17 protein-coding genes are annotated in these 24747 nt (G+C 52.0%); 8 read left to right on the top strand and 9 right to left on the bottom strand.

Annotated elements, in window-relative coordinates; genetic code table 11:
• Positions 1 to 410 precede the first annotated feature (410 nt).
• Positions 411 to 2219, top strand: coding sequence for a mechanosensitive ion channel family protein (locus JT719_RS17540; RefSeq protein ID WP_242693321.1), 1809 nt, complete (start codon positions 411 to 413; stop codon positions 2217 to 2219).
• A gap of 174 nt (positions 2220 to 2393) precedes the next feature.
• Positions 2394 to 3503 (top strand): SGNH/GDSL hydrolase family protein, encoded by a 1110-nt coding sequence (locus JT719_RS17535; protein WP_207434903.1) that lies wholly within the window; start codon positions 2394 to 2396, stop codon positions 3501 to 3503.
• Between the two features lie 728 nt (positions 3504 to 4231).
• Here JT719_RS17535 and JT719_RS17530 read toward each other — a convergent pair.
• From JT719_RS17530 to JT719_RS17510, 5 genes are all read right to left on the bottom strand, one after another.
• A complete protein-coding gene (locus tag JT719_RS17530) occupies positions 4232 to 5308 on the bottom strand; it encodes a zinc-binding metallopeptidase family protein (RefSeq protein WP_207434901.1) in 1077 nt (358 codons plus the stop codon).
• A gap of 63 nt (positions 5309 to 5371) precedes the next feature.
• Complete coding sequence (locus JT719_RS17525; RefSeq protein ID WP_207434899.1) at positions 5372 to 6265, bottom strand: transglutaminase-like domain-containing protein; 894 nt, start codon at positions 6263 to 6265, stop codon at positions 5372 to 5374.
• 22 nt (positions 6266 to 6287) lie between these two features.
• A complete protein-coding gene (locus tag JT719_RS17520; protein ID WP_207434897.1) occupies positions 6288 to 7241 on the bottom strand; it encodes an alpha-E domain-containing protein in 954 nt (317 codons plus the stop codon).
• Between the two features lie 176 nt (positions 7242 to 7417).
• On the bottom strand, positions 7418 to 7783 hold the full coding sequence (locus tag JT719_RS17515; RefSeq protein ID WP_207434895.1) for an endonuclease domain-containing protein: 366 nt from the start codon (positions 7781 to 7783) through the stop codon (positions 7418 to 7420).
• Between the two features lie 207 nt (positions 7784 to 7990).
• The gene (locus JT719_RS17510; RefSeq protein WP_207434893.1) at positions 7991 to 9613 is read right to left on the bottom strand and encodes a circularly permuted type 2 ATP-grasp protein; all 1623 of its coding nucleotides are present in this window, start codon (positions 9611 to 9613) and stop codon (positions 7991 to 7993) included.
• Positions 9614 to 10212: 599 nt separating this feature from the next.
• Between JT719_RS17510 and JT719_RS17505 the strand changes: the two genes are divergently transcribed.
• A complete protein-coding gene (locus JT719_RS17505; RefSeq protein ID WP_207434891.1) occupies positions 10213 to 10434 on the top strand; it encodes a hypothetical protein in 222 nt (73 codons plus the stop codon).
• 162 nt (positions 10435 to 10596) lie between these two features.
• Positions 10597 to 12531, top strand: coding sequence for a hypothetical protein (locus tag JT719_RS17500; RefSeq protein ID WP_207434889.1), 1935 nt, complete (start codon positions 10597 to 10599; stop codon positions 12529 to 12531).
• A 365-nt stretch (positions 12532 to 12896) separates the two neighbouring features.
• Here the strand turns inward: JT719_RS17500 and JT719_RS17495 are convergent, their stop codons facing one another.
• Together JT719_RS17495 and JT719_RS17490 are read right to left on the bottom strand one after the other, a co-directional pair.
• Positions 12897 to 13733, bottom strand: a complete 837-nt coding sequence (locus JT719_RS17495; RefSeq protein WP_207434887.1) for a hypothetical protein — start codon at positions 13731 to 13733, stop codon at positions 12897 to 12899.
• 195 nt (positions 13734 to 13928) lie between these two features.
• Positions 13929 to 14624, bottom strand: coding sequence for an alpha/beta hydrolase (locus JT719_RS17490; protein ID WP_207434886.1), 696 nt, complete (start codon positions 14622 to 14624; stop codon positions 13929 to 13931).
• A 492-nt stretch (positions 14625 to 15116) separates the two neighbouring features.
• Between JT719_RS17490 and JT719_RS17485 the strand changes: the two genes are divergently transcribed.
• From JT719_RS17485 to JT719_RS17470, 4 genes are all read left to right on the top strand, one after another.
• Positions 15117 to 15950 (top strand): alpha/beta fold hydrolase, encoded by an 834-nt coding sequence (locus tag JT719_RS17485; RefSeq protein ID WP_207434883.1) that lies wholly within the window; start codon positions 15117 to 15119, stop codon positions 15948 to 15950.
• 102 nt (positions 15951 to 16052) lie between these two features.
• Complete coding sequence (locus JT719_RS17480) at positions 16053 to 17087, top strand: chemotaxis protein CheB (RefSeq protein WP_207434881.1); 1035 nt, start codon at positions 16053 to 16055, stop codon at positions 17085 to 17087.
• Positions 17088 to 17356: 269 nt separating this feature from the next.
• On the top strand, positions 17357 to 18163 hold the full coding sequence (locus JT719_RS25565; RefSeq protein ID WP_207434879.1) for a helix-turn-helix domain-containing protein: 807 nt from the start codon (positions 17357 to 17359) through the stop codon (positions 18161 to 18163).
• An 80-nt stretch (positions 18164 to 18243) separates the two neighbouring features.
• Positions 18244 to 19107, top strand: coding sequence for a hypothetical protein (locus tag JT719_RS17470; protein ID WP_207434877.1), 864 nt, complete (start codon positions 18244 to 18246; stop codon positions 19105 to 19107).
• A 125-nt stretch (positions 19108 to 19232) separates the two neighbouring features.
• Here JT719_RS17470 and JT719_RS17465 read toward each other — a convergent pair whose 3' ends face one another.
• Positions 19233 to 20777: a hypothetical protein gene (locus tag JT719_RS17465; RefSeq protein ID WP_207434875.1), complete on the bottom strand. Its 1545-nt coding sequence runs from the start codon at positions 20775 to 20777 to the stop codon at positions 19233 to 19235.
• Between the two features lie 360 nt (positions 20778 to 21137).
• Positions 21138 to 24554 (bottom strand): DEAD/DEAH box helicase, encoded by a 3417-nt coding sequence (locus JT719_RS17460; RefSeq protein WP_242693320.1) that lies wholly within the window; start codon positions 24552 to 24554, stop codon positions 21138 to 21140.
• Positions 24555 to 24747 lie beyond the last annotated feature (193 nt).

Below are 24747 nucleotides of genomic sequence, written 5' to 3'. Positions count from 1 at the left end.
CCTGAAAGCTAAAGACAAAGCCCGTTTTTACTCCTGTTGGTACAAACGGGCTTTGCTGTTAAAACGGGTTTTACACCGATGTTGGCAGCAGAAACCCCCTTGCGCTAAGCAGCAGAGTGGAGGATTCTTATGAAACGATTTGCCTTTCTAGTACCAATACCTTCTTGCAGAAGGGTCGTGGATTCTCTGTTGTCCTCAACCCTTTTCGGGACTGTTTTTCAGAAAACAGGAGAGAAACAGCGGGTGCGTTTAGAGGGATTTTCAGCACAAAGAAGGCGTGGGTGTTACCGGTTATATCCTTTCTAAGGTAACGTTTGAGGCGGGTTAGTACGTAACCTATGGGAGAGAACCAAAAGCGGCCACGCCGTTTTCAGACCATTCTGCCATTCTTTTAACCTCAAAAGCATTCCATGACCCTTCAAATGCCTTTGTCTATCCGCTTAGTGAACTTTAAAAATCAACGTGCTGGCCTGGCCAGAATCTTTTTCCTGGCGCTGTTCCTGACAAGCCTGTGCACCGTGCCTGATCAAGCTTTGGCCCAGGCGCAAACCCAGGAGCAGGCCAGCGACACCACCGCAGCCGTAGAACCCCAGTGGCCCCAGGACTCCCTGGGAAGAAGAACGCCCCGGGGAACTGTGCAGGGGTTCATCAGGGCTATCTCCGAGGAAGATTACAACAAAGCCGCCCTGTACCTGAACCTGGACAGCACCCTGCAACAAGAGCAGCAGGGCGCCAAGTTGGCCCATGCCTTGCAGCGCCTGCTGGACCAGGGCGGTGAGATTGTGCCGTATGCCCTCATCAATGATACTCCCGGCGGGGCCGAGGATGATAACCTGGGTCCCAACCTGGAGCGGGTGGGGAACGCCACCATCAACGGTGAGACCTTTGACCTGATCCTGGAAAAAACCGAAGGACCCGAAGGCGGCCCCATCTGGCTGTTTTCCTCGCAAACGGTGCAGCGCATTCCGGTGGTCATTGAGCAGGCCTCCAAGCCCCTCGCCGATAGGGTGATGCCCAACGTAGTGGTAGAGAAGAAGTGGGAGGGGGTGCCTATTGGCCATTGGCTGGCGGTGCTCATCATTGCGGTAGGAGCCTATGCTTTGGCCTGGCTCATCATTCGGTTGGGGGTGTTTTTGCTGAAGACAACCTGGCACCGGGCGCGGGAAGAGCACATCGCTCACCTCATCAGCGCATTTACCTTACCGTTCCAGTTGTACCTGGCCGTGTGGATCTTTGTGGCTACTAACCAATGGGTAGGTATCTCCATCATTGTGCGGCAGCGATTCAGCCAGTTAACCATCATTGTGGGCATGGTGGCCGTTCTGTTGCTCCTCTGGCGATTGATTGATGTCATGACCCAGTTCTTTGAGCGGAGCTTAACCCGCCGCGGAAACATGGCCGGACTCTCGGCGGTGCTGTTCCTGCGGCGCGGGGCCAAAATTGCGGTGATCGCCTTCGGGGTGATCGGTTTCCTGAGCACCCTCGGTTTTGACGTAACCACCGGTTTGGCCGCCCTGGGGATTGGTGGTATCGCCCTGGCCCTGGGTGCGCAGAAAACCGTGGAGAACTTTGTGGGCAGCGTGACGCTCATCGCCGATCAGCCCATTAGGGTGGGCGATTTCTGTAAGGTAGGCGAAACGGTGGGGACGGTAGAGTCCATTGGCATGCGTTCTACCCGCATCCGCACCAATGACCGCACGGTGGTCACCATTCCCAACGGCGATTTCTCCTCCCAGCGCATTGAGAACTACGCCCACCGCGACCGCGTCTGGTTCCATCCCACGTTTGGCATCCGCTGCGATACCACGCCAGAGCAGATCCGGTATCTGCTGGTGGAGCTTAGGTCTATCCTGTACGCGCATCCCAAAATTGACCCTGAGTCGGCGAGGGTGCGGTTTGTAGGAATCGGAGCTTCGGCCTTCAACCTGGAAGTGTTCTCCTACGTGATGACCGCCGATTATAATGAATTCCTTGAGATTCAGGAGGACCTGCTGCTGCGCATGATGGACGTGGTAGAAGCCAGCGGAACCGGTTTCGCTTATCCTTCTCAAACCATTTACCTGGGGCGTGATACTGGTAAATCAGAAGAAAAAACGCAGGCCGCTGAGGAGAAGGTAAAGCAATGGCGCGCCGCCAATGACCTGCAACTGCCCAGTTTCAAGCCAGAGCGCATCCAAAGCCTGAGGAATACCATTCAGTACCCGTCCAGGGAGTCTTAACCAGTACCTGCCATTCTTCTTATGAAAGCCCGTTTGCCTGACCGTTTGGGCAAACGGGCTTCTTTTTTACTTTGGAAGTAGAAGGCTATTTCCTGAAAAGAGGTTTCTACCTCAGGGCATGGAAACCCACCAGAATATCATTATTCTTGTAGAATCTACCCTGACCAAACTTCTATGAAACCCAGATACGCTCTCCTGGCAGCCGTCCTGTTTGCTTTTACCGGTGGCTGTACCACCATGAAAACCGAGACCGGAACTCCGTTCCAGGAACTGCCCGCCAACGCCTTGCAGCCGGTGGGAAGATACCAGGTGAACAACGCCCAAAACCTGGAACTGATCACGTCTGCGGCACACGTGGGGTTCAGTTTTGAAGGCCCCGAGGCCCGCGTAATTGCCTCTGCTCCCTGGGCCGGCGGGCACACCTATCTGCAGTATGAAGTAGACGGAGCGTACCAGAAACGGGTACGGATTGATGGCCTGCAAGACACCGTGGTGATTTCTGCCCCTGCCGGAGGCAAGCACACCGTATGGCTGTACAAAACCACCGAGGCGCATACTGGTGCCCTGGTGCTTGAGAAGGTGCTTGGGCCCAACTTGACCGCTGTGAAAAGACAGGAAGCCCCCTTGATTGAGTTTATCGGGAACAGCATTACCTGCGGAGCCGCCGCCGATCCCTCTGAGGTGCCCTGCGGTACCGGGGAGTACCACGACCAGCACAACGCCTACATGGCCTACGGCCCGCGCGTAGCCCGTGCCGTAAAAGCGAATTTTGTGTTAAGCAGCGTGAGCGGGTACGGCGCTTACCGCAACTGGAACAACAACGGACCCGCTCTACCCCAAGTGTTTGAGAAAATAGATTTCCAGGCCAAAAACACCCAACGTTGGGATTTCACTAAGTTCACGCCCCAGATTGTGAGCATTGCCCTGGGCACCAACGACTTCAGCGATGGAGACGGCAAGAACCCCCGCCTACCCTTCGACAGTGCCAGCTTTGTGCAGGCTTACGTTAGTTTTGTGAAGAACGTGAAGTCACACTACCCAAAAGCCAGAATTACCCTGTTGAGCAGCCCCATGCTGAACGGCCCCAAAAGGCAGAAACTGGAAAACTGCCTTACGGCCATCAAACAACAGGTAGATGCCTCTTACCTAGCAGACAAACCAGTTGCCGTGTTCTTCTTCAAACCCATGCAAGCCACCGGCTGCACCGGTCACCCCAGCGTGGCAGAACATGGCGTCATGGCCCAGGAAGTAACACCTTTCTTTCAGGGCTTGTTGAAACAGTAAGGGATGAGTCTTGGCCTACAGGCAAGTATTTTATTTGGTGGTGCTTACAACAATTGCTGCTACAAGTTACAAGCTTGCTAAATAGTTAATTTGGCTTGGTTTATAGCTGCTCTGATTATCTGGCATCATTTATAAGGAGAAAGTACGTTTTATGCCCTTTTTCTGAAAATGAGGCTTAAAAGAACCTTCTTCCAGGCTTTGTCGCTGGCGCGAGCCTCCGGCTCGTGTCCGCACGCATTCAGAATCTCATTAAGTTCCAGCTTACGTATTCTGGTTCATTCCGAAAGAGACTCTCCTCCTGTTTGTCATCCTGAAAGGATCTTGTGAACAAACGGTAGAGCCGTTTGTTCACAAGATCCTTTCAGGATGACAACTAAGTGTTAAGCTTTATAATCGCAGCACGTGCGGACACGAGCCGGAGGCTCGCGCCAGCGGTGGGGATTACTGATTTGATCTGAAAATGAAATCCGTTTATCGGCTGTTTACGTGAAAACAGCCGATAAACGGATTCCTTCAATTTGTGGCCAATACATACCCCAAGTTTAAAATTGTGGCTCAACTTAGTAGCCAGTTTGTAACTGGCGCCAGTTACAAACTGGAAAAAAACATGCCGCAAGTTGCAAACTTGCGGCATGTTTGGAGGGCAGGTTTGAGAGCGCCACCAGTTATGTGAAGCTAGGCAAGTTTATAACCGAGTTGAATTTATAACTAAACTGAATGCCTGAAGGCTACTTATGCTTCCTGTTCCGTTGAATGAGGCGGTGGATGTAGGTCAGCTTTTCTACGACCGGTTCTGAGAAGGTTTCGGGTAGTAGGTCTGGGAGGCCCAGGGAGCGGTTTACTTCGTTCACTTTCAGGCTTAGGTCTGCGTAGCGGCTGAGCATGGTTTCCAGCTGGGAGTCTACCAGGTCTTCGGAGGGTAGTTCCAGGAGGTCATGGTTCTCGGCGGTGTCCAGCACGGCCATCATGTCCAGGTAGGTACCCCAGGTCTCGGCGAAGTCTTCCCAGGAGTGCATGGTGGCGTATGCGCTGATGTAGCTTTTCTGCCAGTCGGGTTTAGGGCCATTCTTGTAGTACTGGTCCATGGCCTCGCTGTACGTGGGGTTTTCATGGTCCCCAAATACCGCCTTGTAGGCTTCCTCGTCTTTGCCCTGCACCAGCAACTGCCAGTAGTAATGGCCTACCTCGTGCCGGAAGTGCCCGATGAGCGTGCGGTGGGTCTCCCCAAAAGAAACGCGAAGCTTTTCCCGCTCTACAGGGTCTGCCTCGCTTAAGTTGATGGTGATCTTGCCATCGGCGTGGCCGGTAAACACTTTTTCTCCTTTCTCCAGCCCAATCCAGCCTAAGACCGGCGAGGCTTTTATGTCTTCTTTGAAGTCAAAGGAGAGGGGCAGTTCAAATTTCTCGGCTTTGGACCCGTAGGGTAGGCCCAGTTCATCCAGCAAATAAAGCAGACGTCTTTTGGCGGCCTCCAGGCTGTACCATTTCTGGGGATTGCCCTCCACAGATAGATCAGGGATGGTTTCTGTAAGCTGGCAGTAGCTGCACAATTGCTCAAAGTTAGGCTGCTGTGACTGGGGTACCTCAATCATGCGGTTACACACGTTGTAGGTAGCGTAGTTATAGCATTTTACTACATGCGCCTGACAGCTGGGATTGGTGCAGTGGTAGGCTCCTTTGCCATCCAGTTCCATGGCGTGCATGCCCTCGCAGACGGGGCACCAGCCCACCTCCCGGCTGCAGTTCAGACAGAAAGAGTTCTCAAAAAATAATTTATTGCCGCACGTACAGTGGTAAGTCTTCATGGATTTGGGTTTAAGCAGAAAGCCTTTGTTTTTGAAACGCCTGAGGTATGGCCAGGTTAGGCACTAGAGGGTGGTTTGCAGTTGCTGTTGCTGGGCCGGTTCTGCCTCCTGCAGCGGATGCACCTGCACCCCGTACCTGGTTTTTTGCTTTCCGTTGGTTTTAAGCGTGCCCTTTAATGGGCTACAGTCTGAGTAATCTGACCCATGCGTGGCTTTGATGTAGTGCATATCAGCCAGCAGGTTGTTGGTGGGGTCAAAGCCCTGCCACCCGAAACCCGGAATGTAGGCTTCGGCCCAGGCGTGCATCACCGCCGATCCGGCCAGGTCAAGCCCCTGGTTCAGGTAGCCAGATACATACCGGCACGGGATTTTGTTCAGGCGCGCAATGCCAATAAACAAATGGGTGTAATCCTGGCACACGCCGCGACCTAACTTGAGCACCTCGTTGGCCGATGTACACACATGCGTAGGCTCGGGGTCAAACTCAAGCAGTTCATAGGTGAAGGTGCACAGTTTCTGCAGGTAATCATACACAGTTTGCTGGGGCTCGCGCATCAGCAGTTTGCTGCGGTATTCCTCCTGTATGCGGGTGTAGTGGGCAAACCCCAGGTATAGGTGGTTTTCCAGGTAAAACAAGTGGTCCTGGAGCTGGCGCTGCTCTTCCTCTACAGGCAAAAGGCCGTCTATGGGAAACCAGGTCATGCGCTTCTCCACAATGGCCCGCATCTGAAACTCAAAGGCATTGAAAGGCTCTACCGTATGCAGGTTAATCGCCTCAAACCCGAATGGGTTGGTATGCTGAAAGGTTTCTGCCTCCAGTGAGTTGCTCCAGGACACGCTGCGCACTACCTGGCTTTCATTCTGGCAGGGTAGAATTAAAAAAGAAAAGAAGGCCTCCCTCACATTTTCTTCATACGTGTTGTGGGTTTTGTATACCACCTCGTAATCTGTTTTCATACATGAAAGACCAAAACTGGCATCAATGGTACTTAAGATATTTAACGTCTAGTAGGTTGGCCAGCTCATAAATATTGCCCAGTGTCCGGCTCAGGAACTGGGTGGCCCGGTCATCTACTTCTTCAATGGTTAAGTACTGGAAGCGGCAGGCCAGTTTTCCGGCCATAAACTCCAGGGACTCCTTGCGGCTTTCTTCCTGCTGAAAAGAGATTCCCTCAATGCATTTCTTAATCCACTCCATGCTATACGCAACAGACTTAGGAAACTGGGTATCAAAAAGCAAAAAATCTAACACATGAGACCGGGTAGGACTGGTTTTGTGGCAGCGCATGAACATGTCAAAGGCCTCGGTGCTTTTGAGGGTAGTGCTCCACTGGTAGTTTTCCAGGGCGCTGCCCTGCTTCAGGAACTCAAACTTTTCAATGTCACTGAGTTTGGTTTGCAAAATGCGGATCACCTGGATGGCGCGCTCCAGGTGCATGCCCAGGGAGATAAGCATCCATACATCATTGTGGAGCAGCGTGTTTTCAATGTAGCCCTTGGTAATGTAGCTGTTCTCCTCAACCCTGCGCGAAAAGAACTCTATCTCCTCGGCGGCCATTTCTGAGGTCAGCAGCTCGTTTGCCTTGTGGTAAAACCGGTTGATAGCTTCCCATAATTCAATGGAAATGCTGTCACGGGACCCGCGGGCATTCTCGCGTATGCGGCCTATGTAACTGTGAACAGAGAACTGGTTTGATTCTGAAATGGTGATGAAATCAATGACCTTATCGTCTTCCAGCTTGTCATGCACCCCAAAATACGCCTCTTTGCTGCCCGCCATTTCCAGGATGGATTCCAAAATCAATTCCCGGCTCTGGCCCAGCGGCGCATCTACAGAAGACACATATTGTACCCGCGTGTACCGGGCAATGTGTTCGGCCCGCTCAATGTAGCGCCCCATCCAAAACAAGCTGTTTCCAATTCTTGAAAGCATGTATCGTTTTTTGTTTGTGTTCGTGTTTAATTTGAATTCCTGAGGTCTGCGTCAGGAATGAGATTTGATTTCGTTTTACTAAATCTGATGGTCCCCCTTTGAAGGGGGTAGGGGGATGACTTTCTTTTGCTGATCAACTTCCCTCTGGTCACGTCTGTTATTTTCAAGCCTTTTGTTTAGGGCTTATTTTCCCCAATCCAGTGTTCAACTGACCTTTGCACATTAGTGATGTCTTTTCTCACCTCTTCATCGGTAAACCTTAAGACCGTGAATCCTAACTCTGCTAAAACTTTGTCTCGCACTTTGTCTTCCTCTGTTTTGAAGTGATGAGAGTACCCGTCTACTTCAATAATCAATTTCAGTTCCCGGCACATGAAGTCAGCGATGAACCTGTCTACCGGGCGCTGCCTTAAAAAGGTGTATCCCAATCTGCCTTTGCTCAGCACCTCACACCATAACCTAACTTCTGCCTTAGTAGAATCTGACCAATTTGCTCTGGCAAATGGCTTCAGGTTCTTGTTGTAATGGTGGTTCAAAGGCATGCAATTCTTAGTTTATGAAGTTCATAAGTTTCATAGTTGCTGCTTTACGCTAATGTGTGCTGCTTTGTCATCCCCCTACCCCCTTCAAAGGGGGACCATCTTCTTTCCCGGGTTCTTTCAAGTATCCTTCAAAAACTTTAGCTGATAAGTCCCCCTTTGAAGGGGGTAGGGGGATGACTTACTTTTGCTGATCATTCCCCTGCATTTCTATTCCGTGCCGGGTTTGCCCATAGACACGGTGCCTTGGGTGCCTATAGACATGCCTTGCGGACCCATGGTCATGGTTTGGCCGTCCATGGTCATGCTTTGTTCCATAGAGCCGTTCTGCTGCATAGACATGCCGTAGTTATCTTCCGTCATGACCCAGGTGTCTTTAGAACCGCCGCCCTGGGAGGAGTTCACAATCAAGCTCCCTTTTCTGAGGGCCACACGCGAAAGGCCTCCTTTCAACACATATTGCCGATCTTTGCCCAGCAGCGTGAACGACCTTAAATCCACGTGGCGGGGTTCAAACTGGTCTTCGCCCTCAATGAAGGTGGCGTGCATAGACAGGTTCATGACCGGTTGAGCAATGTACTTGCGCCGGTTTGCTGCAATAAGGGTTTTGAACTCGCTGATCTGCTCTTGGGTGGCTTTGCTGCCGATGAGGATGCCGTACCCGCCGCTTTCGTCCACGGGCTTGATCACCAGCTTGTCCATGTTCTCCAGCACGTACTTGTAATCATCGTCTTTCTCGCAGCGGTAGGTGTGCACGTTGTTCAGGATGGGTTCTTCCTGCAGGTAGTACTTGATAATGTCGGGCACATAGGTGTACACGGCTTTGTCATCGGCGAAGCCGGTACCGGGAGCATTGAGCAGGGTAACGTTGCCTTTTTTGTAGGCCGCCATAATACCCGGTACACCCAGCATGGAGTCTGGCTTGAATTCCATGGGGTCCAGGAAGTCATCGTCCAGGCGGCGGTACACCACATCTACCCGTTTAGGACCGTTGATGGTCTTCATGTACACAAAATTTTTGTCTACGTACAGGTCGCGGCCTTCTACCAGCGGCACGCCCATGGTGAGGGCCAGGAACGCGTGCTCAAAGTAGGCCGAGTTGTACACGCCCGGGGTAAGCACCACGCAGGTAGGAGCGTCTATACCGTTGGGTGCCACAGACTGCATGGTAGCCAGCAGTTCCTGCGGGTATTCGCCCACCGTTCGCACGTTGAACTGCCGGAACATCTGGAACAGGGTACGTTTCATGGCCACCCGGTTAGAAAGCACGTAGCTGATACCAGACGGGCAGCGCAGGTTGTCTTCAAGCACGTAATACTCGCCGTCGCTGTGCTTGATCAGGTCTGTGCCGGAGATATGGGTATAGATGCCGCCCACCGGTTTAAAATCCAACATGGCCTTGAAGTAGTTCTTGGACGAGAAGATCAGCTCAGCCGGTACCACCTTGTCTTTGAGGATGTGCTGGTCTGAGTAAATGTCCTGGATGAAGAGGTTAAGAGCCACGCACCGTTGCAGAATGCCTTTTTCCACTTTGGCCCACTCTGCGGCCGGAATGATGCGGGGGAACAGGTCAAAGGGGAAAATGCGCTCCACCCCTTTGGACTTGTCTGAGTACACCGAGAAGGTAATGCCCTGGTTGAAGAAAGACATCTTGGCGTGTTCATTCAGGGCCTTGAACTCTTCTTTGGAGAACTCCAGAAACTGCTGATACACCGCCTGGTAATGCGGATGAACCTGACCGGGAGCCCGGAATACTTCATCTAAAAAATTAGGCGGAATCTGGTAATTAGCGAATACTTCACTTGTCTGGTTCTGGCGCACAGCTGCATCCATATCTGTAGGTCTAAAAAAATTGTTAATGCAATAGAGGTAAACCAACCAGCGGGAAGGCTTTGGTATACACCTGGGCATTGCCCGCTTAACGCGAATTGAAAGGTAGTTGCCCTGAAAGAAGTTGCTTTACAGCCCTTGGATTCCTGGTTTGGCAGGTTTCCGGGGGTAGGGCAAAATGTTCACCTGACTAGTTCCTGGGGGTATCTCAGGCGCTGACTGGTTCCTTCTAAAGTTGCACTTTACGCAAAAACGATGGGTGTTTGTTCGCTGAAATGAGTAATTAGAAAGGCGTAAATAGGAAATTCCGTATTTACCTGCCGGGTAGGTAGTAGTTGCCGCAATCAGCGGAAAGTTGTGTTTTAGGCCTGTTTTAAGAAAAGTAGTTCAAAATCAATCTCTTGCGAACGGCCGGAAGCGGGTGCAAATTTTAAGCCTGTTTTCAGGAAATCAGCCTTAAAACGCAAAACGGAAGGGGAGCAGGAGGTGGTGGGTTTTCATCAAGGCCGCTTTCAGGAGGAATGCCAGCTATTGGTTTCTCTGCCCTGAGTGCTGCCCGCTGGGCAAGGAGTACCGGTTGCGCGAAATGCCAGTAACAGCCTATGACCAACATTGCCTTCTCTGCCGGGAGTAGAACGGGTCACGCAACACCAGCAGAACCCTTCGTGCCTCTATTTCCTTTTGATCTGGCCTTTGCATTTGTTCTTTGCTGCAGGCGCTGTGCCTACTTCTTTCCTCTGACACTTGGACTTCCAAATGGCGATGCTGTTTTGTCTGTGATTTCAGGAAAACAGGTGAAAAACAAGCGGGTCTGCTTCTCCTAAAAGTCTGGTAACTTGGAGTAATTTTTAATATATGAAAGTTATATATTTCTAATAATTATTTTAAATATATTTTTTGTTAAAATATTGACATTTAACATAATAACATCTTATCTTCCATTATCAATTTAATAATTTATCTTTTAACCTTAACAGTAAGCTATTATGAAAACACGTTTATCGAAATTCAGCTGGTTGCTGGCTGTGGCTACTGTGTTATTTGGGTGTAACCCAGAGGAAGAAGAGCTGACCGAACAGCAGATTCGGGGTGAGTTGAGCGAGAATACAACTACTGGTGGAACTTGTGAAACGGTGACTTTTGATAAGTATACCGTTGGTAAAGATGGCTTTGTGAATGCTGTGATGAGTGACCAGGCCTCCACACCAATTTATGTGAGCGCCTACCGCAGAACCGCGCCCAATACCTACGCTTCAACTAACGTAGCGAACATCTTTAATTCTGCCCAGCCTACTCCTATTCCAGATGTGAATGAGATAGACGACATCCTTACCCCACACAAAGATTTTGGTGGCGGTGGTGTAGGTGCCGGGGGAGCAAAAGGCAGTGCTTACGCCAACAACGCTCCTTTGGGTAACCTCATGATTATTAACCGCACCAATGACGCTTCTAAAGCATATGACAGCAACAGCGGCGGTAAAATGGTGTTTGATTTCTCCGGTTACGGTACCGTTACGTTGAGTTACATCACCGTTTTAGACGTTGATTCCTATGAAAAAGGCGGAAAAGTAGTTTTGTACGGCCTTGGCGGAAAGGTACTGAAAACCGTAGAGCTGCAGGTGAGCGGTGATAACGGTAAGCAGGTTGTAAACCTTGGCAATACCGCTGGCGTGGTAAAAATGGAGGTATACCTTGGCCCGGGCGGCATCTCGCCCAATGGCAAGCTGAGCGGTTCAGGGGCTATTGATAACATTGTGTTCAACTGCATGCCTCCGCAGGAATGTGAAACCATCACTTTCAACCGGTATGTAAGAGGCACCGATGGCTTCATTTCCTATGTCACCAGTGACCAGTCTACCAAACCAATCTACGTGAGCGCCTACCGCAGAACCGCGCCTAATACCTACAACTCTCCAGATGTAGCCAATATCTTCAATTCTGGCCAGCCAACTCCAATTCCGGACGTGAACCAGATAGACGATATCTTAACACCTAACCAGGACTTTAGCGGCGGCGGTGTTGGCGAAGGCGGTGAGGCCGGAAGCAAGTACGCCAATGACATGCCCCTGGGCAACACCTTCATCATTAACCGCACCAACAATCCGGCCCAGGCCTATGACTCCAACACCGGGGGCAAAATGGAGTTTAACTTCTCCTCTTACGGAACCGTATCGCTTACTTCTGTGACCGTGATTGACGTAGATTCCTATGAGGCTGGCGGTAGGGTAGTTCTGTACGGATCTGGCGGAAACGTGCTGAAAACCGTGATGTTCCAGGTAAGCGGCGACAACGGAAAACAGATTGTAGACCTGGGCGGAACCAGTGGCGTAGCCCGTATGGTGATCTACCTGGGACCAGACGGAATCTCGCCAAACGGAAACCTGAGCGGTTCTGGTACCATAGACAACATCGTCTTCAACTGTCCTCCACCGCCACCAACCCACTACGGCTGTACTTACACCCAAGGGTACTGGAAAAACCACGCCACCGGCAAGAAACGCGATGCCACTTGGGGTGATTTAGCTGATACTTACTTCTACGGCAGCGGCTTGACCTACCTGCAATTGCTGAACACTCCGCCTAAAGGAGGCAATGCTTACATCATTTTGGCTCACCAATACATTGCGGCCAAGCTGAACATGATGCAGGCTTCTTCCACACCTGAAGTGGATGCCGCCTTTGCTGCCGCCACCGCCTACTTCTCTGCCACTGCTGGCGGAAACTACCGCAACACCATCTCTAACCCGTACGTGACCGTGCAAAGAAGTACCCTCATTAGTTGGTCTGAGCTATTTACCAGATACAACGAAGGGCACATAGGCCCAGGCCATTGCGACAAAGATGATAACGGTGGCGGTGGTAAGGATGATGATAAGAAAGACAAGGATAAAGGTAAAAAAGACAAAAAAGACAAAAAGTAAAATAATGCGTTAAAACCAGAAGAATAGAAAATTGAATTAAAAATTTAATTGAATCTTCCATCCCTTACCACAAAGCCGCTTCCAGGTACCCTGGCAGCGGCTTTGCTTTTATACCAGAAGTAATGCCCGTTTCACGCCTGTTTTCCAGGAAAAAGGTCAGAAACAAAAGAAGGTACTGAAGAGGCAGAAAGAAACAAACGTACTGTGCCAGGTGGGTTGCTGTAAAGCTTGGATGACTGATTGATTAATCACTGTAGGGCAAGGTAAAACCTGAATATCTTGAGATACCACTAGACGCAGAAAAGCCTCCAGGTCTGGGCAACTTCTTCCCAGACCTGGAGGCTTTTTTGGGTTTGAAAACGGACTTACCGGTTAAAGCCGCCTAGCTCACTGCTGCCCCGGCTGGAGTTCTGGGACGAAGAAGTATCCCCGAAACTGCCGCGTCCGCTACCGTAAGTGCTGCCGCCCATGGGACCGTAGCCACCCAGGTTACCGGAAGTGGTGCCGTAAGAATTATCGCCCCAGGTGCCGCCCTGGTGACCGCCCACGTAGCCGGTGCCAGCACCGTAATTGGTGCCTCCGTAAGAACTGCCTAACCCGGAACCGTAGCGGTCTGGGTACGAACGGATGCCGTAATTGGGAATACCGCGGTCTGAGTGCATACCAGATTCTCCCAACCCGCCGCCAAACTGCGACCGGTTATAGCCGTCGCGGTCATTGGAATAGTAGGCCTGCTCGTCTTGGTTAGAGCCATATCGGTGTTCGCTGTTGAGGGTGTTGAACCGGTCTGAAGTGCCGTCATAGCTGGAAATGCCGTAACCCTGCCGGATGTTCCCCATCAAATCCTCGTCCTCAGAAACCCGTGGCAGAGTAGGATCATGGCGGAAATCATCCTGGTAATTGTCTCCAAACCGGTCCTGATCCCGGCTGTAGTTACTCTGGTACGGATGGTGGCCCTCCCGGTCATGCCGGTAATGGTTATCAGAATTCCGGTAATCAGTAGGGGAGGAGTACCGGTGTTGGTCATGGTGCCGACCACGGTCCTGCTCAAACCGGTCAAAGTCATTTCTGGGATAGTGGTGCAGGTGCTGGTAATCGCGGCTCATGTCACGGCCGGGCCAATCCTGCTGGTGGTCGTCATGGTGTCGGTTATGAGGTCGGTAATCGCCGTAGAAATCACGGTCTCGGTCATATCTTTCCATAGGTACCTTGGATTTAAGTTGTCAATGCATACCCCTAGTTTAACGAGTGCTTTGCCGCACGGTTTTCTCTCGGGTGCCCAGGAAGGCAAGGGTACGACAAATCATCAACACTCCCTGTATGTTCTTTTTGCGGTCAGAAGGCGTTCCAGCCTCGGGCTGTGATGGCGGAAACCAAGCCGGTAATCTGCCCTGGTTTTATTTCTTCAGAAACCAATCTATCGCCTTCCTGGAAATGTGTTCAGGGATTTCGTGCTCTCCCTCAAACTCCAGGTAAGTCGGCTCCACTTCCTGGTCTCTTAGATTGCGCACCAGGCGTCGGCTGCAGGAGTCAATAGGCAGAACGCCGTCCTTGGTACCATGCGAAATGAAGATGTTGGGCACGCCGTGCGATTCCATGTTGTAGGCGAAACCCGGGGAGAAAGCAATGATGTGCGTGAACAAGTCGCCGTTGGTGAGCCCCAGGCACAGCGCGTACGAGGCACCGTCTGAGAACCCGCCAATTGCAATGCGCGCAGGGTCTATCACGTAGTGGGCAAAGACCTGCGTAATTGCCTGGTCAATGAAGATGACGTCTGGGCCAAAGTTGTTGCTGGCAATGATGTCCCAGCTGTACTTGCGCGAGACCGGGGCAATGAGAATGAGGTTGTGGGCATCAGCGTACCGTTGCAGCAGCCACATGCCCTGGTCTGCGTTCCCGCCCGAGCCGTGCAGCATAACCGCCAGAGCCGCTGGTTTGCCGGGAGAATAAGCGCGGGGAACGTACAGCAGGCCGTCTTTGAGGGAGTCCAGGCCCAGAGGCTGGGTACCGGTTTTTGCTTCCTGCTCTGCTGTTGGCAATCTGTAGGTAACTGCTAACCGACCGGTTTTGTAGGTGTTCCTGCTTACTTTCATGCTACCTCCTTCTTTACAGCTAGACAAAATGATGCATACGGCAAAAAGCCCGAGGGTTTTACAGAAGAAGCCGGTAAATTTCATAGTGCCAGCAGGTTAAGGGAGCAGAAACCCTTTGGTGTACCTGTTAAAAGGGGCCTGGGTTTATAGAAGAAAGGCAGAAGATAGAAGAAAGCACCGCGGTAATCTTTATACTTCGTTTAGGCCCTGTTTTCTTAAAATCTGCCTTAAAACTGGTTTGCCTGTTTTCACCGCGGGCAGGTGGTTTGTTTCGATAGGTTCTAAATAGGCTTTGCGGCGCTTCATTTTACCGTAGATGGTCTTCTATAATGGGCAGGTTTCTTTAACTTAAAGGCAAGGAAAAGTGGTAGGAATGAGGGACTTTCATGGAGGTGAAAGAATATCTGAGTTCCTGGGGCTAAACCTAACAGGGAACTTGCGTATGTAAGGGATTGCAGTCATAGGCTGAGATCTGCTTAAAAAGGAAATAAAATGAAGGTGCTCATTGAAAATAAGGATACCAAACTGTTCGCCATTGGGCAGCTTAAACCAGGAAGAGAAGCCGTTATTCTGCTGCACGGCGGGCCGGGGGTGCCAGATGGCTTAACGTTCCTTTTCGATTTCCTGTCCCGGCATTATCAGGTGATCACGTTCCACCAGCGCGGTACCGCCAAGTCACCCACCACCGGGCACGACTTTTCCATGGATAGCTACGTCTCAGACCTGAACCGCATTGCGGCGTACTTCAAACTAGACAAGTTTCATTTGTTCGGGCATTCCTGGGGTGGCTTGTACGCCCAGATCTACGCCCAGAAACACCCCGAGAAACTCTCCAGCCTCTTTCTCTGCAGCCCGGCCTCTGGTACGGGCCGTCAGTGGAAAGACACCATGCTGGAGATTGCCCGCTACAACAAAGCCAAGTGCAGCAGCTTTGAATGGATTACCATGAACCTGAACTCGGCGCTGGGTTTGCTGGGGCGCGACACCGGGTATAAGAACTTTTTCTGGCAGGCGCTGGAGAATTTCAGCCGTGGTTTCAAAGAATCGCACCCAGAGAAGTTCTCGGTAGAGTGCGTCAAAGCCTCGGCCATTAACCAGACAGTGAAATCTATTCTGGCGGCCCCGTTGCTCCCCAAAGAGATGCACCCGGGGTGTAAAACCACCATTACGTACGGCGACCAGGATATTTTTGGAGACAGCAAAAACTACGTGCTGCAGCGGTACCCCTCGGCCGATGTCCGGTTTATTCCCGGGAGCGGGCACATTCCGTGGTCACACAATCAGAAAGGGTTTGTGAAGGTGCTCAAAGAGCATTTCCAGGTGTAAGCAAGAGCGCGGCAGGCATCAGCAAATCTTGAAGTGGCATAAGCGGAAACCGGTGGGCTGATTTTCGTATACGCAGTGTACAAAAACAACCGGACTTTGCCTATGAACACCCCCGATGCTCCGCACCACATCATCGTGATTGGTTCCTCCGCCGGCGGTTGGGACGCGCTTCCCATGATCCTGGAGAATTTACCGGCCGATCTGCCTGCCTCCGTTTTTGTGGTGCAGCACCTGTCCAGTGTCTCCATGGGGAACGGTTTCAGGACGCATCTGGCGGGCAGAAGCCTCCTGCCCTGCGACTTTGGCGTAGACAATGAACCCATTAAGCCCGGCCGGGTGTACCTGGCGCCACCAGATCATCATCTTTTACTTACCCAGGACCGCATCCGCATCACCCACGGGCCGCGCGAGAACGGGTTCAGGCCCGCGGTAGATACCCTGTTCAGGTCAGCGGCTGCTTACTTTAACGCCAACGTGATCGGGATCATTCTGTCTGGCATGCGCGACGATGGGGTAGAGGGGCTCTCGGCTATTTCACGCAGCGGCGGAGTCACCATGGTGCAGGATCCGGCCACGGCACCTTTCCCGGATATGCCCCAGGCCGCCATTAACCAGATAGAGGTAGATTACGTGGTGCCGGTCATTGAAATGGGCCTGGTGCTGTCTGGTCTGGTCAGCCAACCCAGACAGCAGAAAAAAGAAGTACCGCTGGATGTCCTGAATGAAGCAACCATTGCCGAGCGGGTACTTACTTCCATCAATTCCGTTGAAAGAACCGCAGAGCTTACAGAGTTTACCTGCCCCTCCTGCGGCGGGGTATTGTGGGATGTAAACCACGGGAACCAGGTGCACAGTTACAGGTGCCACGCCGGGCACGCGTTCAGCCCAGACAGTTTGTTCCAATTCAAAACCACCGAGATAGAAGAAACCCTGTGGGCCTCCCTGCGGCTGCTGGAGGAACAGAAGCGGATGCTGGAGAAATTCTCTTCCCACAACAGCCTGCTGGGCCGAGAACAGGAAGCTTCCCTGGAAAAGCGCCTGGAAGAAAACCAACGATACATTGACCGGCTCCGGAGCTTGCTGCTAGCCGGCAAGTTTGGCAACGGGAACGGCACCAAGACCTCGCCAGATTATTAGTTTTCTAGTTGAGTGAACAGGTGTTTCAGGCCTGTTTTTCTTACATCTCGCTTAAAACAAAAGGCAAGCTCCTGGGGAACAATTATTTTTTAGCCGATTGACATTCCTGGAAGTAAGGGGTTTTGCGGAAAACGGGCTAAAATCAGAGGTGTTGCATGCTGGTTTAATGGCTTAGCTTGGAACATCACCACACTAGAAAAGAGCCAGAAATGGTTAACTTGCAGGCCGTATTCTGCAGGTTTTGGTTGCCATTTACGATGAAGTTTCAAGTGTTTCCCATACTTCCGGAGCTACAGTATTGCCTGCGCAAGGTGTGGGTGTTTGAAAGCCGGCATGATGTGGCCCTTACCGATATTAAAACCGTGGTGCCCTCGGGGCATTTAACCCTCACGTTTACCTGCAGGGGAAATTACAGTACCCTGGTGCAGGGTTCTGAGCTGTACCACACCAAAGAAGCCACCTTGAGCCTGATAGGGCTCCAGAGCGGACCGGTGCTGCTGGACGGAGGCGGCGATGTGCTTACTCTAGGCGTCAGTTTCCAGCCATTTTCTGCCTACCGGTTTTTCCCGTTCCCGTTGCAGGAGACCGCCAACAGGTTAGTGACCGGCGAAGAACTGTGGGGCAACGAAGCCAACCGCCTCACCGACCAACTCCTGACTCTTAACGAACCAGCCCTGATGGCCCGGCGCTTGCAGGAGTTCCTGCTTGCAAAGCTTATCCCGGCGAAAAGCCTGGAAGAGATGGCCCGCTTTTCTGTTGAGGCGCTGTTTCGGGAGCGGGGAGGAGTGCCTATTCACGTACTGGCCCAGAAAACAGGCTATTCGCAGCGGCACCTTCACCGTATCTTCCATGAAATGGTAGGTATATCGCCTAAGAGTTTCGCACGCATTGTCAGGATCAAACACCTGCTCTCGGTAGCGCCTCCTTTGCAAAAGCCTCATTTGCAGATGTTCCATGAAGCCTTCTTTGATCAGGCCCACTGCATCAAAGAGTTCAAGGCTTTCACCGGCTACACGCCCCATCAGTATGCCCAGAAAGACAACTCGTTCGGAACGCTGTTTAACCAACTGAAGTAGCCCAGGGGTTTGTCCATTTTTTACAATACAAGAGGCCACCGCCGCTCTAGTTTTGTGCCATAGTTTACGTTTTTAGAACAATGGACAATACCAGAGATTACACCACCATTAGCCCTTCGGCAGCAGCATTGCTCCTGTTGAAAGCCCAGACCAACCTGCCCTACGCGTATGCCGCGGCTAGTCATTTCTTTACCCCACAGGAACTGGAAACCTCCTTTGACCGCACCAGTTTTGGGGCCTGGGCCAGCGTGGTGCATTTTGAAAACCGTTCCGCCACCGTTCAGCAACTTATCCTGGACAGCAACCTGGACCAACTGCTGGAGCTTTCCTCGGGGTTCTCGTTCAGAGGACAGGCACTGGTGCAGCAAGGCCATATCCGGCACTGCATTGACACCGATCTGCCCCACCTCATAGAACAGAAAGCTCAACTCTGCGAAGACCTGCAACTGACCTTCCCGGCCGGTAGCCGGATAGAGATGCTGGGCCTCAACGTAATGGACCGGGAACAATTCCTGACCACCGTGGATCAGTTTGCTCCCGGCCCTTTAAGCATCGTCACCGAAGGGTTACTCATGTACCTGAACCTTCCAGAGAAAGAACAGTTGTGCCAGACCATTCATGCCGTTCTCAAAGCCCGCGGCGGCTACTGGATTACCACAGACATTTACCTGAAACACGCCTTTGTGCAGCGCAACACCCAACAAGCCAAAGCTTGGGAAGCATTCTTTCAACAGGAAAACGTGCAGAACCAATTGTTCTCCACCTTTGCAGAAGCCGAGCAGTTCTTTCGAGCCAACAGCTTTGTCATAGACAAGGTGGCCGAGCCAGCCTATGAAACGCTGAGCTCTACCCCGCACCTGTTGGCCGTAGCCAATGAACAGCAACTGCAAACCCTCCGCACCGGCGGACAAATCCAAGCCACCTGGCGGCTGAGTTGTAAGTAAGGGCAGTAAGTGCTCTGTTAGGGTTCAATGGTTAAAGCAGGAGCATAGAGAATTCTATTTGAATGTAGTAAGAAAGCAGCACGTATGTCGTCCCCCTTTGAAGGGGGTAGGGGGATGACAAGTGTTTACTCTTTCACTAGAGCTCTGGCTGCAAGGTGAGTTGGTAGATGTTGCACAGCCTCATTCAACCGCGTTACGTTTGTTTTCTGTTGACTTTTATCCGCTAGATGGTGATTGTAGTTCAGGAACAGGTAATAAAGTAGAATTCTGTTGTAATCATCCAGTTGCTTGTCTTTGATCATGGTCAGGAGTTGGCTCTCGATTGTTGTGGCATGCTGCGATTCTGATAAGGCGCGGCCTAACCTGCCTATGTTGCCGTAATAGTGGTTTTCGCCGGAGTTTTCAAGGCGAAGGCTAATGCCTATGAGCAGGTCTGGCACATTGATATCTAACACTTCCAGTTCCCGGATGTAGGTTTTTCTGCCAGCCCAGGCATAACTTCCATCAGAAGCGCGGTCAAATCTGTCGTTCATAATGTCCAAGTGGGCGCGCAGGAAAGTCTCCCAATTGACCGTTTCCGCCGAGAGCTGAGCAATGGCCACGGCGTGTTCCCTGGGAGCAGTGTCCTGGCTGCAACTGCCTACTACCTGGCGTTTTCTTTTCAATTCCAGCTCTGTCTTTTTAGAAATGTATTGGCCAACGTATTCTTCAAACTCCTCGTCATAGCCGCCTTCCTGCAAGGCAACGGGTAAAGCCGCTGCTAACAGAGACGTAAATTCCTTTCTATTTGACAGATCGTTTTGCACTTTGTTCTTTCTGGTGACATGATACCAATGGTAGTAGTCTTCATAATAAGATTCGTTTTTTTCATCATACACAGGCATATTGGTTGCCTGATGTACATAGTTCATGAAGCGGTCTAAAGCAGCCGGAGTTTTTTCTGGTCTACTGGCTCTGCCCCAGTCAGATTCCAGGTAAATCTGTGCAGTGGTGTCAATCATGCAGTCTGCATACTGCACCATGCGGGCATACTTTATAGGGAGGGAAGGTGCCTTGAATTCCTCTGGGAAGTAGAAAGCCTCAAGCTTTTCATCTGAATAGGCGGTTTTATCCCAATACTCGAAAATCCATTTACCTTTCAAAGGCTGCTCGTACGCTGTGGTGGTGGCTTCCACCTCAAGAGTAAAGTCTCCCTTCCCGTTCAGGGGCAAACTAAAGAACTCTACTGTTTTCTTTCCATCGTAGCTTTCGCTTTGGGTTTTTGCCACCAGCAGGTCCTTCACACAAGTGGTATGGGCATACTTCTTTACAAATTCCTCAAAGGAAATATTCTGCTTTAAATCCCTTACCGCGGCTGAGATATTGCCTTTTTCCAGCCGCACATAGTGACCCTTGGTCTGTGGTAAGGCTCTATAGTCTTTGTGCAGTTCACAGACCTTGAATTTCAGGCTCAGGGAATCTACAATGCCTTTGAGTTGGGAGATGGTTGTTGTGCTGTAGATCAGTCCATTTGGGTGGGTTTTAAATTCAGAATCCTGCTCCTCCTGGGCTTGGCTTTGTTGGGCATACGTGAAAGGCGTGATCAAAAAGATGGGAAGCAGCACGACTAAAACGGTGCAGGTAGCCACTATACCCGGCAAGCTGGCATACATTCTTTTTCTTGGTTTCATGGTGGAGGTGTTAAGGTGGAAGAATGCTTTCCAACTCATGATGCCAGATTCAGGTGAATTCCACAGTGCTTTTACTATATTCCTCTCACCTGAAAAGATGAGCAATGGTATATAGACCTGTTTGTTCTGAAATAGTGAGTGTGAGTGAAAGCACTTAAGCCAGAAGCAAAGCGGAATATGTTTTAAGTTTGAACTTTACAAAAGGTAAAAGGACACCCTAAGGCGCAAGGCGCGGTTGTAACTTTGGTATTTACCTAAATAGAGCAAGGCACGGAAGTAATTCCGCGCCATAGTGGGGTCGCATAAATCCCAGGGATAAGGCGTTTTAGGGTAGTTTTCTCTAAATCAGCCCTAAAAGCCTTATCGCAACAACGCCAGCAAATCCTGCTTGCTCATGTTCTTCAGCATGCCGCCATCGGTTTTCACCAGATCCTCTACCAGTTCCTTTTTGGTGGTTTGTAGCTTGCGGATTTTCTCTTCCACGGTGTTGGGGCATATGAGCCGGACGGCCACCACGTGCTTGTCCTGGCCGATGCGGTAGGTGCGGTCAATGGCCTGGTTTTCCACGGCAGGGTTCCACCACGGGTCAACCAGGTACACATAGTCGGCGCGGGTGAGGTTGAGGCCGGTGCCGCCCGCTTTGAGGCTGATGAGGAATACCCGCACGTCTTCCTGCTCCTGGAACGCCGCCACGGCGCCCTGCCGGTCTTTGGTCTGGCCGGTGAGGGTCTCGTAGCCGATGCCGCGCTGCTGCAGAGCCTTCTCAATAAGGTGCAGCATGGACACAAACTGCGAGAACACCAGAATTTTGTGGTGGGGCGCCTTGCTTTCTATCTGTTCCAGCAGCACCTCCAGCTTGGCCGAGGGTTCGCCTATGCCGGCGTCGTCGGGGAGCAGGGCGGGGGAGTTGCAGATCTGGCGCAGGCGCGTAAGTCCGCGTAGCACGTACATGGGGTGCTTCTGGATTTCGGCCTCGTCCTGAGCCGAGATAAACTCTCTGATTTCACGTTCATGAGCGGCGTAGAGTTCGCGCTGCGCATCGCCCATCTGGCAGTACAGCACCATCTCGGTTTTGGGCGGAAGTTCCTGCGCCACCTGCTCTTTGGTGCGCCGCAGCAGGAACGGGCTTATCTTGCGCTGCAGTTCCTTGGCCTTTCTGAAGTCTTTGAACTGGTCAATGGGCTTGGCGTAGATGTCCCGGAAGTAGCGCTTGTTGCCCAGCAGCCCGGGACAGGCGAACGATAGCTGCCCGTAAAGATCATAAGTGTTGTTTTCCAGCGGAGTACCCGTAAGTACCAGTCGATTACGGGCTTGTAGCAGGCGCACTGCGCGGTACCGTTGGCTCTCGGGGTTCTTGATGTTCTGGCTCTCGTCCAGCACCACGTAATTGAAACGGTAGTTTTTGAGCAGCGCAATATCAGTGAGCAGGGTGCCGTAAGTGGTAAGTACCAGTTCATAGGCATCCAGTTGGGCCAGATCCTGCACGCGCTGGTTCCCATACAGCGTAATTAGCTTAAGCGAAGGCGCAAATTTGGCCACCTCTTCCTGCCAGTTGAACAGCAGAGACGTAGGCACCACCACGAAGTTGGTATTACGGGCTACTTTGCCGCGCTGCCCCAGCAGAAACGCCAATACCTGCACGGTTTTTCCCAGCCCCATGTCATCTGCCAGGCAGCCCCCAAAGTTGAATTGGTCCAGGAAGTTGAGCCAGTTGAGGCCCTGCCGCTGGTAGGTTCTAAGGGTGGCCTGCAGACCATCGGGCACCGGTACTTCTTCTATGTGGGTGAAATGGGCCAGCTTCTGGCGGTACAAGGCCAGTTCTTCGCGCACTTCCTGGCTCAGTACCTCGGTTTCGTACAGGTCTTCAATGGCGCTGAAGTTCATCTTGGGCGTGCGTAGTTGGTTGCCTACCACATCGCCGGCGGCGAAGTATTTCTGCAATCGCTCCAGCCACTCCTGCGGCAGAATGCCCTGGGTACCATCGTCCAGCGGCACGAAGCGTTGTTTGTTGCGCAGGGCGCGATGCAGGTCTTTGAGGCCCGCCCGCTGCTTGCCAAACTGCACGTCCAGTGAGGTGTCAAACCAGTTGATACCGCTGCTCACCAGAATAGAAATCCTGGCCTTGTGCGGATTGACCTTGGTCACGGTGAGGTCCTTGAAGCCCAGCAGCGTAATGCCTTGTCCGCGCCAGCTTTCAAAAGCCTCCAAGAACCAATCATTTAACAGAAAGCGGCTTTTGTGCAGGTAAAAGCTATCCAGGTGCAGTTGCTCCCTGAACTGGGGGTGCTCCCGCATGATAGCGGCCGAGAATTTATGTTCCGCCTCCCGGTCGCGCACTACCGTGAAGCTCTGCCCCAGCGTGTCTTTGGCGTAAATCTGCTTCTGGGTGAACACCGGAATTTCCACGTGCCCGTACCGCATCACGGGCGTGAACAAGATGAAATCCTGCGACTCTGAAATGTACAGAATGCGCTCCACTTCCAGGTCAAAGCCCTGCTCTTCCAGTTGCTGTGGGGTAGCGGGCTTCAGGAAGGCGTAGGAGATTTTAATGCGCGTCTCCAGGTTGGCCAGAATGTTGTCCCGGAACTCCTCAAACTTAGACGCGTGAATGAGTAGCCGGTGGCCCCGCTTCTGGAAGAACTCCACCACCCGGCGCAAATCCGGGTTAGAGAGCAGGTACAGGCAGCGCTCCGCCTCCAGGAAATGCCCTAACCTGAGGGGGAGTTGCCTCAAAGGGAACGGCTGCCCTTCTATCTGCAGTTGCGGCGTAATGTAGTAGAAGTTATCCTGCGCTTCCACCTCCAGGGTTAGGTCCAGCGAGGAGTGCCGTACCTCTACCGGCTCCAGCGTACTCGCCGAGAGTTTGCCCTGGGCTTCGGGCTTTTGCAGGTACACGGGAAGGCCCAGCGGGTTCTGCACCAAAGCCTTGAGGGCCTCAAGATCGGTATCAGAGACTTCTGCGTTGTAGTTGTTCTGGAAACGGGAGAGACCGGTGAAGAACTTCAGCTCTTCGGGTTTATCGGTTTGCCAGACAAAATCCAGCGGATTCAGTTGCTTGAGCGGGTTCTTGATCTTGCCCGTCTGGGCCACCGCCGCCTCCAGCAGTTCTACGTTCAGATGCTTGTAGTATTTGTGTTCGGCCAGCACCAGAATGCGTTGGGTAGCCTGGTTCACCTGGGCCGATGGGGTAGACGTCTGGAACGGTAACCTGGGTTGTTCCGGCAGCAGTTTTTCCTTCAGAAAGGCCTGGGTCTCGGGGGTAATGGGCAGCAGTTCCGGTGAGGCAGGCGAAATCTGCAGTCCTTTGGAGGTGTAGTCAAGGGTGAAGTACTGGTCCAGGTTAGGTTCATCGGTTAAGCCGTATTCCTCGGCTTTGGCCAGTAGTTTTTCTCTTCTGAGTTGGGCGTCAAAGAACACCCGCAGATCCTGACGGTTCAGCAGCAACTGTAGCACCTGGGCCTGGTGCGTACACAAAGCCCGTTTAAGTGCCGGGCAGTCGCAGGAGAGCAGCAAGCCGTTTTCCTGCTGCACCACGGCCACCGCGGGGAACCTGCCATACGACGAGGTGCCTGAGATGGAGGCGGCATTGATTTCAATGTGAACAGGGGCAAGACCGCTCACAAATCCTCCGGCCATGGCTTCGGCTGAGGAGTGGTGGGCAATGGTGGCGTAGGTCAGTTGGGGGACGGAAATACCCGGCAGAAGATAATTGGTGGGGTGTACGCGGGGTACGGGTTGCGTTTCGCCTTTCTCCATCTTGCCGGTAGGTGCTTCCATGGCCTGAAATTACACATTTTACAGGAGGTGCAGCGCATGTTTTCCTTTCAAGGGTCTGGTTTGTGTCTGATCAATCCTAAGCGGTTTTTCAGGTAGTTTTAGAAAAAGGAGACTAAAACCGGAGCCTATAGGAAGTTGCCGAATTATGCGTAGATTTCACCATCAATCTAGTTGAACCTCACGTGTAAACCTT

Origin of the sequence: Sabulibacter ruber, from assembly GCF_017355955.1 — a bacterium.
In the GTDB taxonomy this organism is placed as follows: Bacteria; Bacteroidota; Bacteroidia; order Cytophagales; family Hymenobacteraceae; genus Nibribacter; species Nibribacter ruber_A.
The sequence above is the reverse complement of the archived record's forward strand: the minus strand, read 5'-3'. Positions and strand labels throughout refer to the sequence as shown.

Excerpts from the sequence above, each read along its gene's own strand:
- JT719_RS17540 (WP_242693321.1), top strand. The coding sequence starts at position 411 with ATGACCCTTCAAATGCCTTTGTCTATCCGCTTAGTGAACTTTAAAAAT.
- JT719_RS17535 (WP_207434903.1), top strand. The coding sequence starts at position 2,394 with ATGAAACCCAGATACGCTCTCCTGGCAGCCGTCCTGTTTGCTTTTACC.
- JT719_RS17530 (WP_207434901.1), bottom strand. The coding sequence starts at position 5,308 with ATGAAGACTTACCACTGTACGTGCGGCAATAAATTATTTTTTGAGAAC.
- JT719_RS17525 (WP_207434899.1), bottom strand. The coding sequence starts at position 6,265 with ATGAAAACAGATTACGAGGTGGTATACAAAACCCACAACACGTATGAA.
- JT719_RS17520 (WP_207434897.1), bottom strand. The coding sequence starts at position 7,241 with ATGCTTTCAAGAATTGGAAACAGCTTGTTTTGGATGGGGCGCTACATT.
- JT719_RS17515 (WP_207434895.1), bottom strand. The coding sequence starts at position 7,783 with ATGCCTTTGAACCACCATTACAACAAGAACCTGAAGCCATTTGCCAGA.
- JT719_RS17510 (WP_207434893.1), bottom strand. The coding sequence starts at position 9,613 with ATGGATGCAGCTGTGCGCCAGAACCAGACAAGTGAAGTATTCGCTAAT.
- JT719_RS17505 (WP_207434891.1), top strand. The coding sequence starts at position 10,213 with ATGACCAACATTGCCTTCTCTGCCGGGAGTAGAACGGGTCACGCAACA.
- JT719_RS17500 (WP_207434889.1), top strand. The coding sequence starts at position 10,597 with ATGAAAACACGTTTATCGAAATTCAGCTGGTTGCTGGCTGTGGCTACT.
- JT719_RS17495 (WP_207434887.1), bottom strand. The coding sequence starts at position 13,733 with ATGGAAAGATATGACCGAGACCGTGATTTCTACGGCGATTACCGACCT.
- JT719_RS17490 (WP_207434886.1), bottom strand. The coding sequence starts at position 14,624 with ATGAAAGTAAGCAGGAACACCTACAAAACCGGTCGGTTAGCAGTTACC.
- JT719_RS17485 (WP_207434883.1), top strand. The coding sequence starts at position 15,117 with ATGAAGGTGCTCATTGAAAATAAGGATACCAAACTGTTCGCCATTGGG.
- JT719_RS17480 (WP_207434881.1), top strand. The coding sequence starts at position 16,053 with ATGAACACCCCCGATGCTCCGCACCACATCATCGTGATTGGTTCCTCC.
- JT719_RS17470 (WP_207434877.1), top strand. The coding sequence starts at position 18,244 with ATGGACAATACCAGAGATTACACCACCATTAGCCCTTCGGCAGCAGCA.
- JT719_RS17465 (WP_207434875.1), bottom strand. The coding sequence starts at position 20,777 with ATGAAACCAAGAAAAAGAATGTATGCCAGCTTGCCGGGTATAGTGGCT.
- JT719_RS17460 (WP_242693320.1), bottom strand. The coding sequence starts at position 24,554 with ATGGAAGCACCTACCGGCAAGATGGAGAAAGGCGAAACGCAACCCGTA.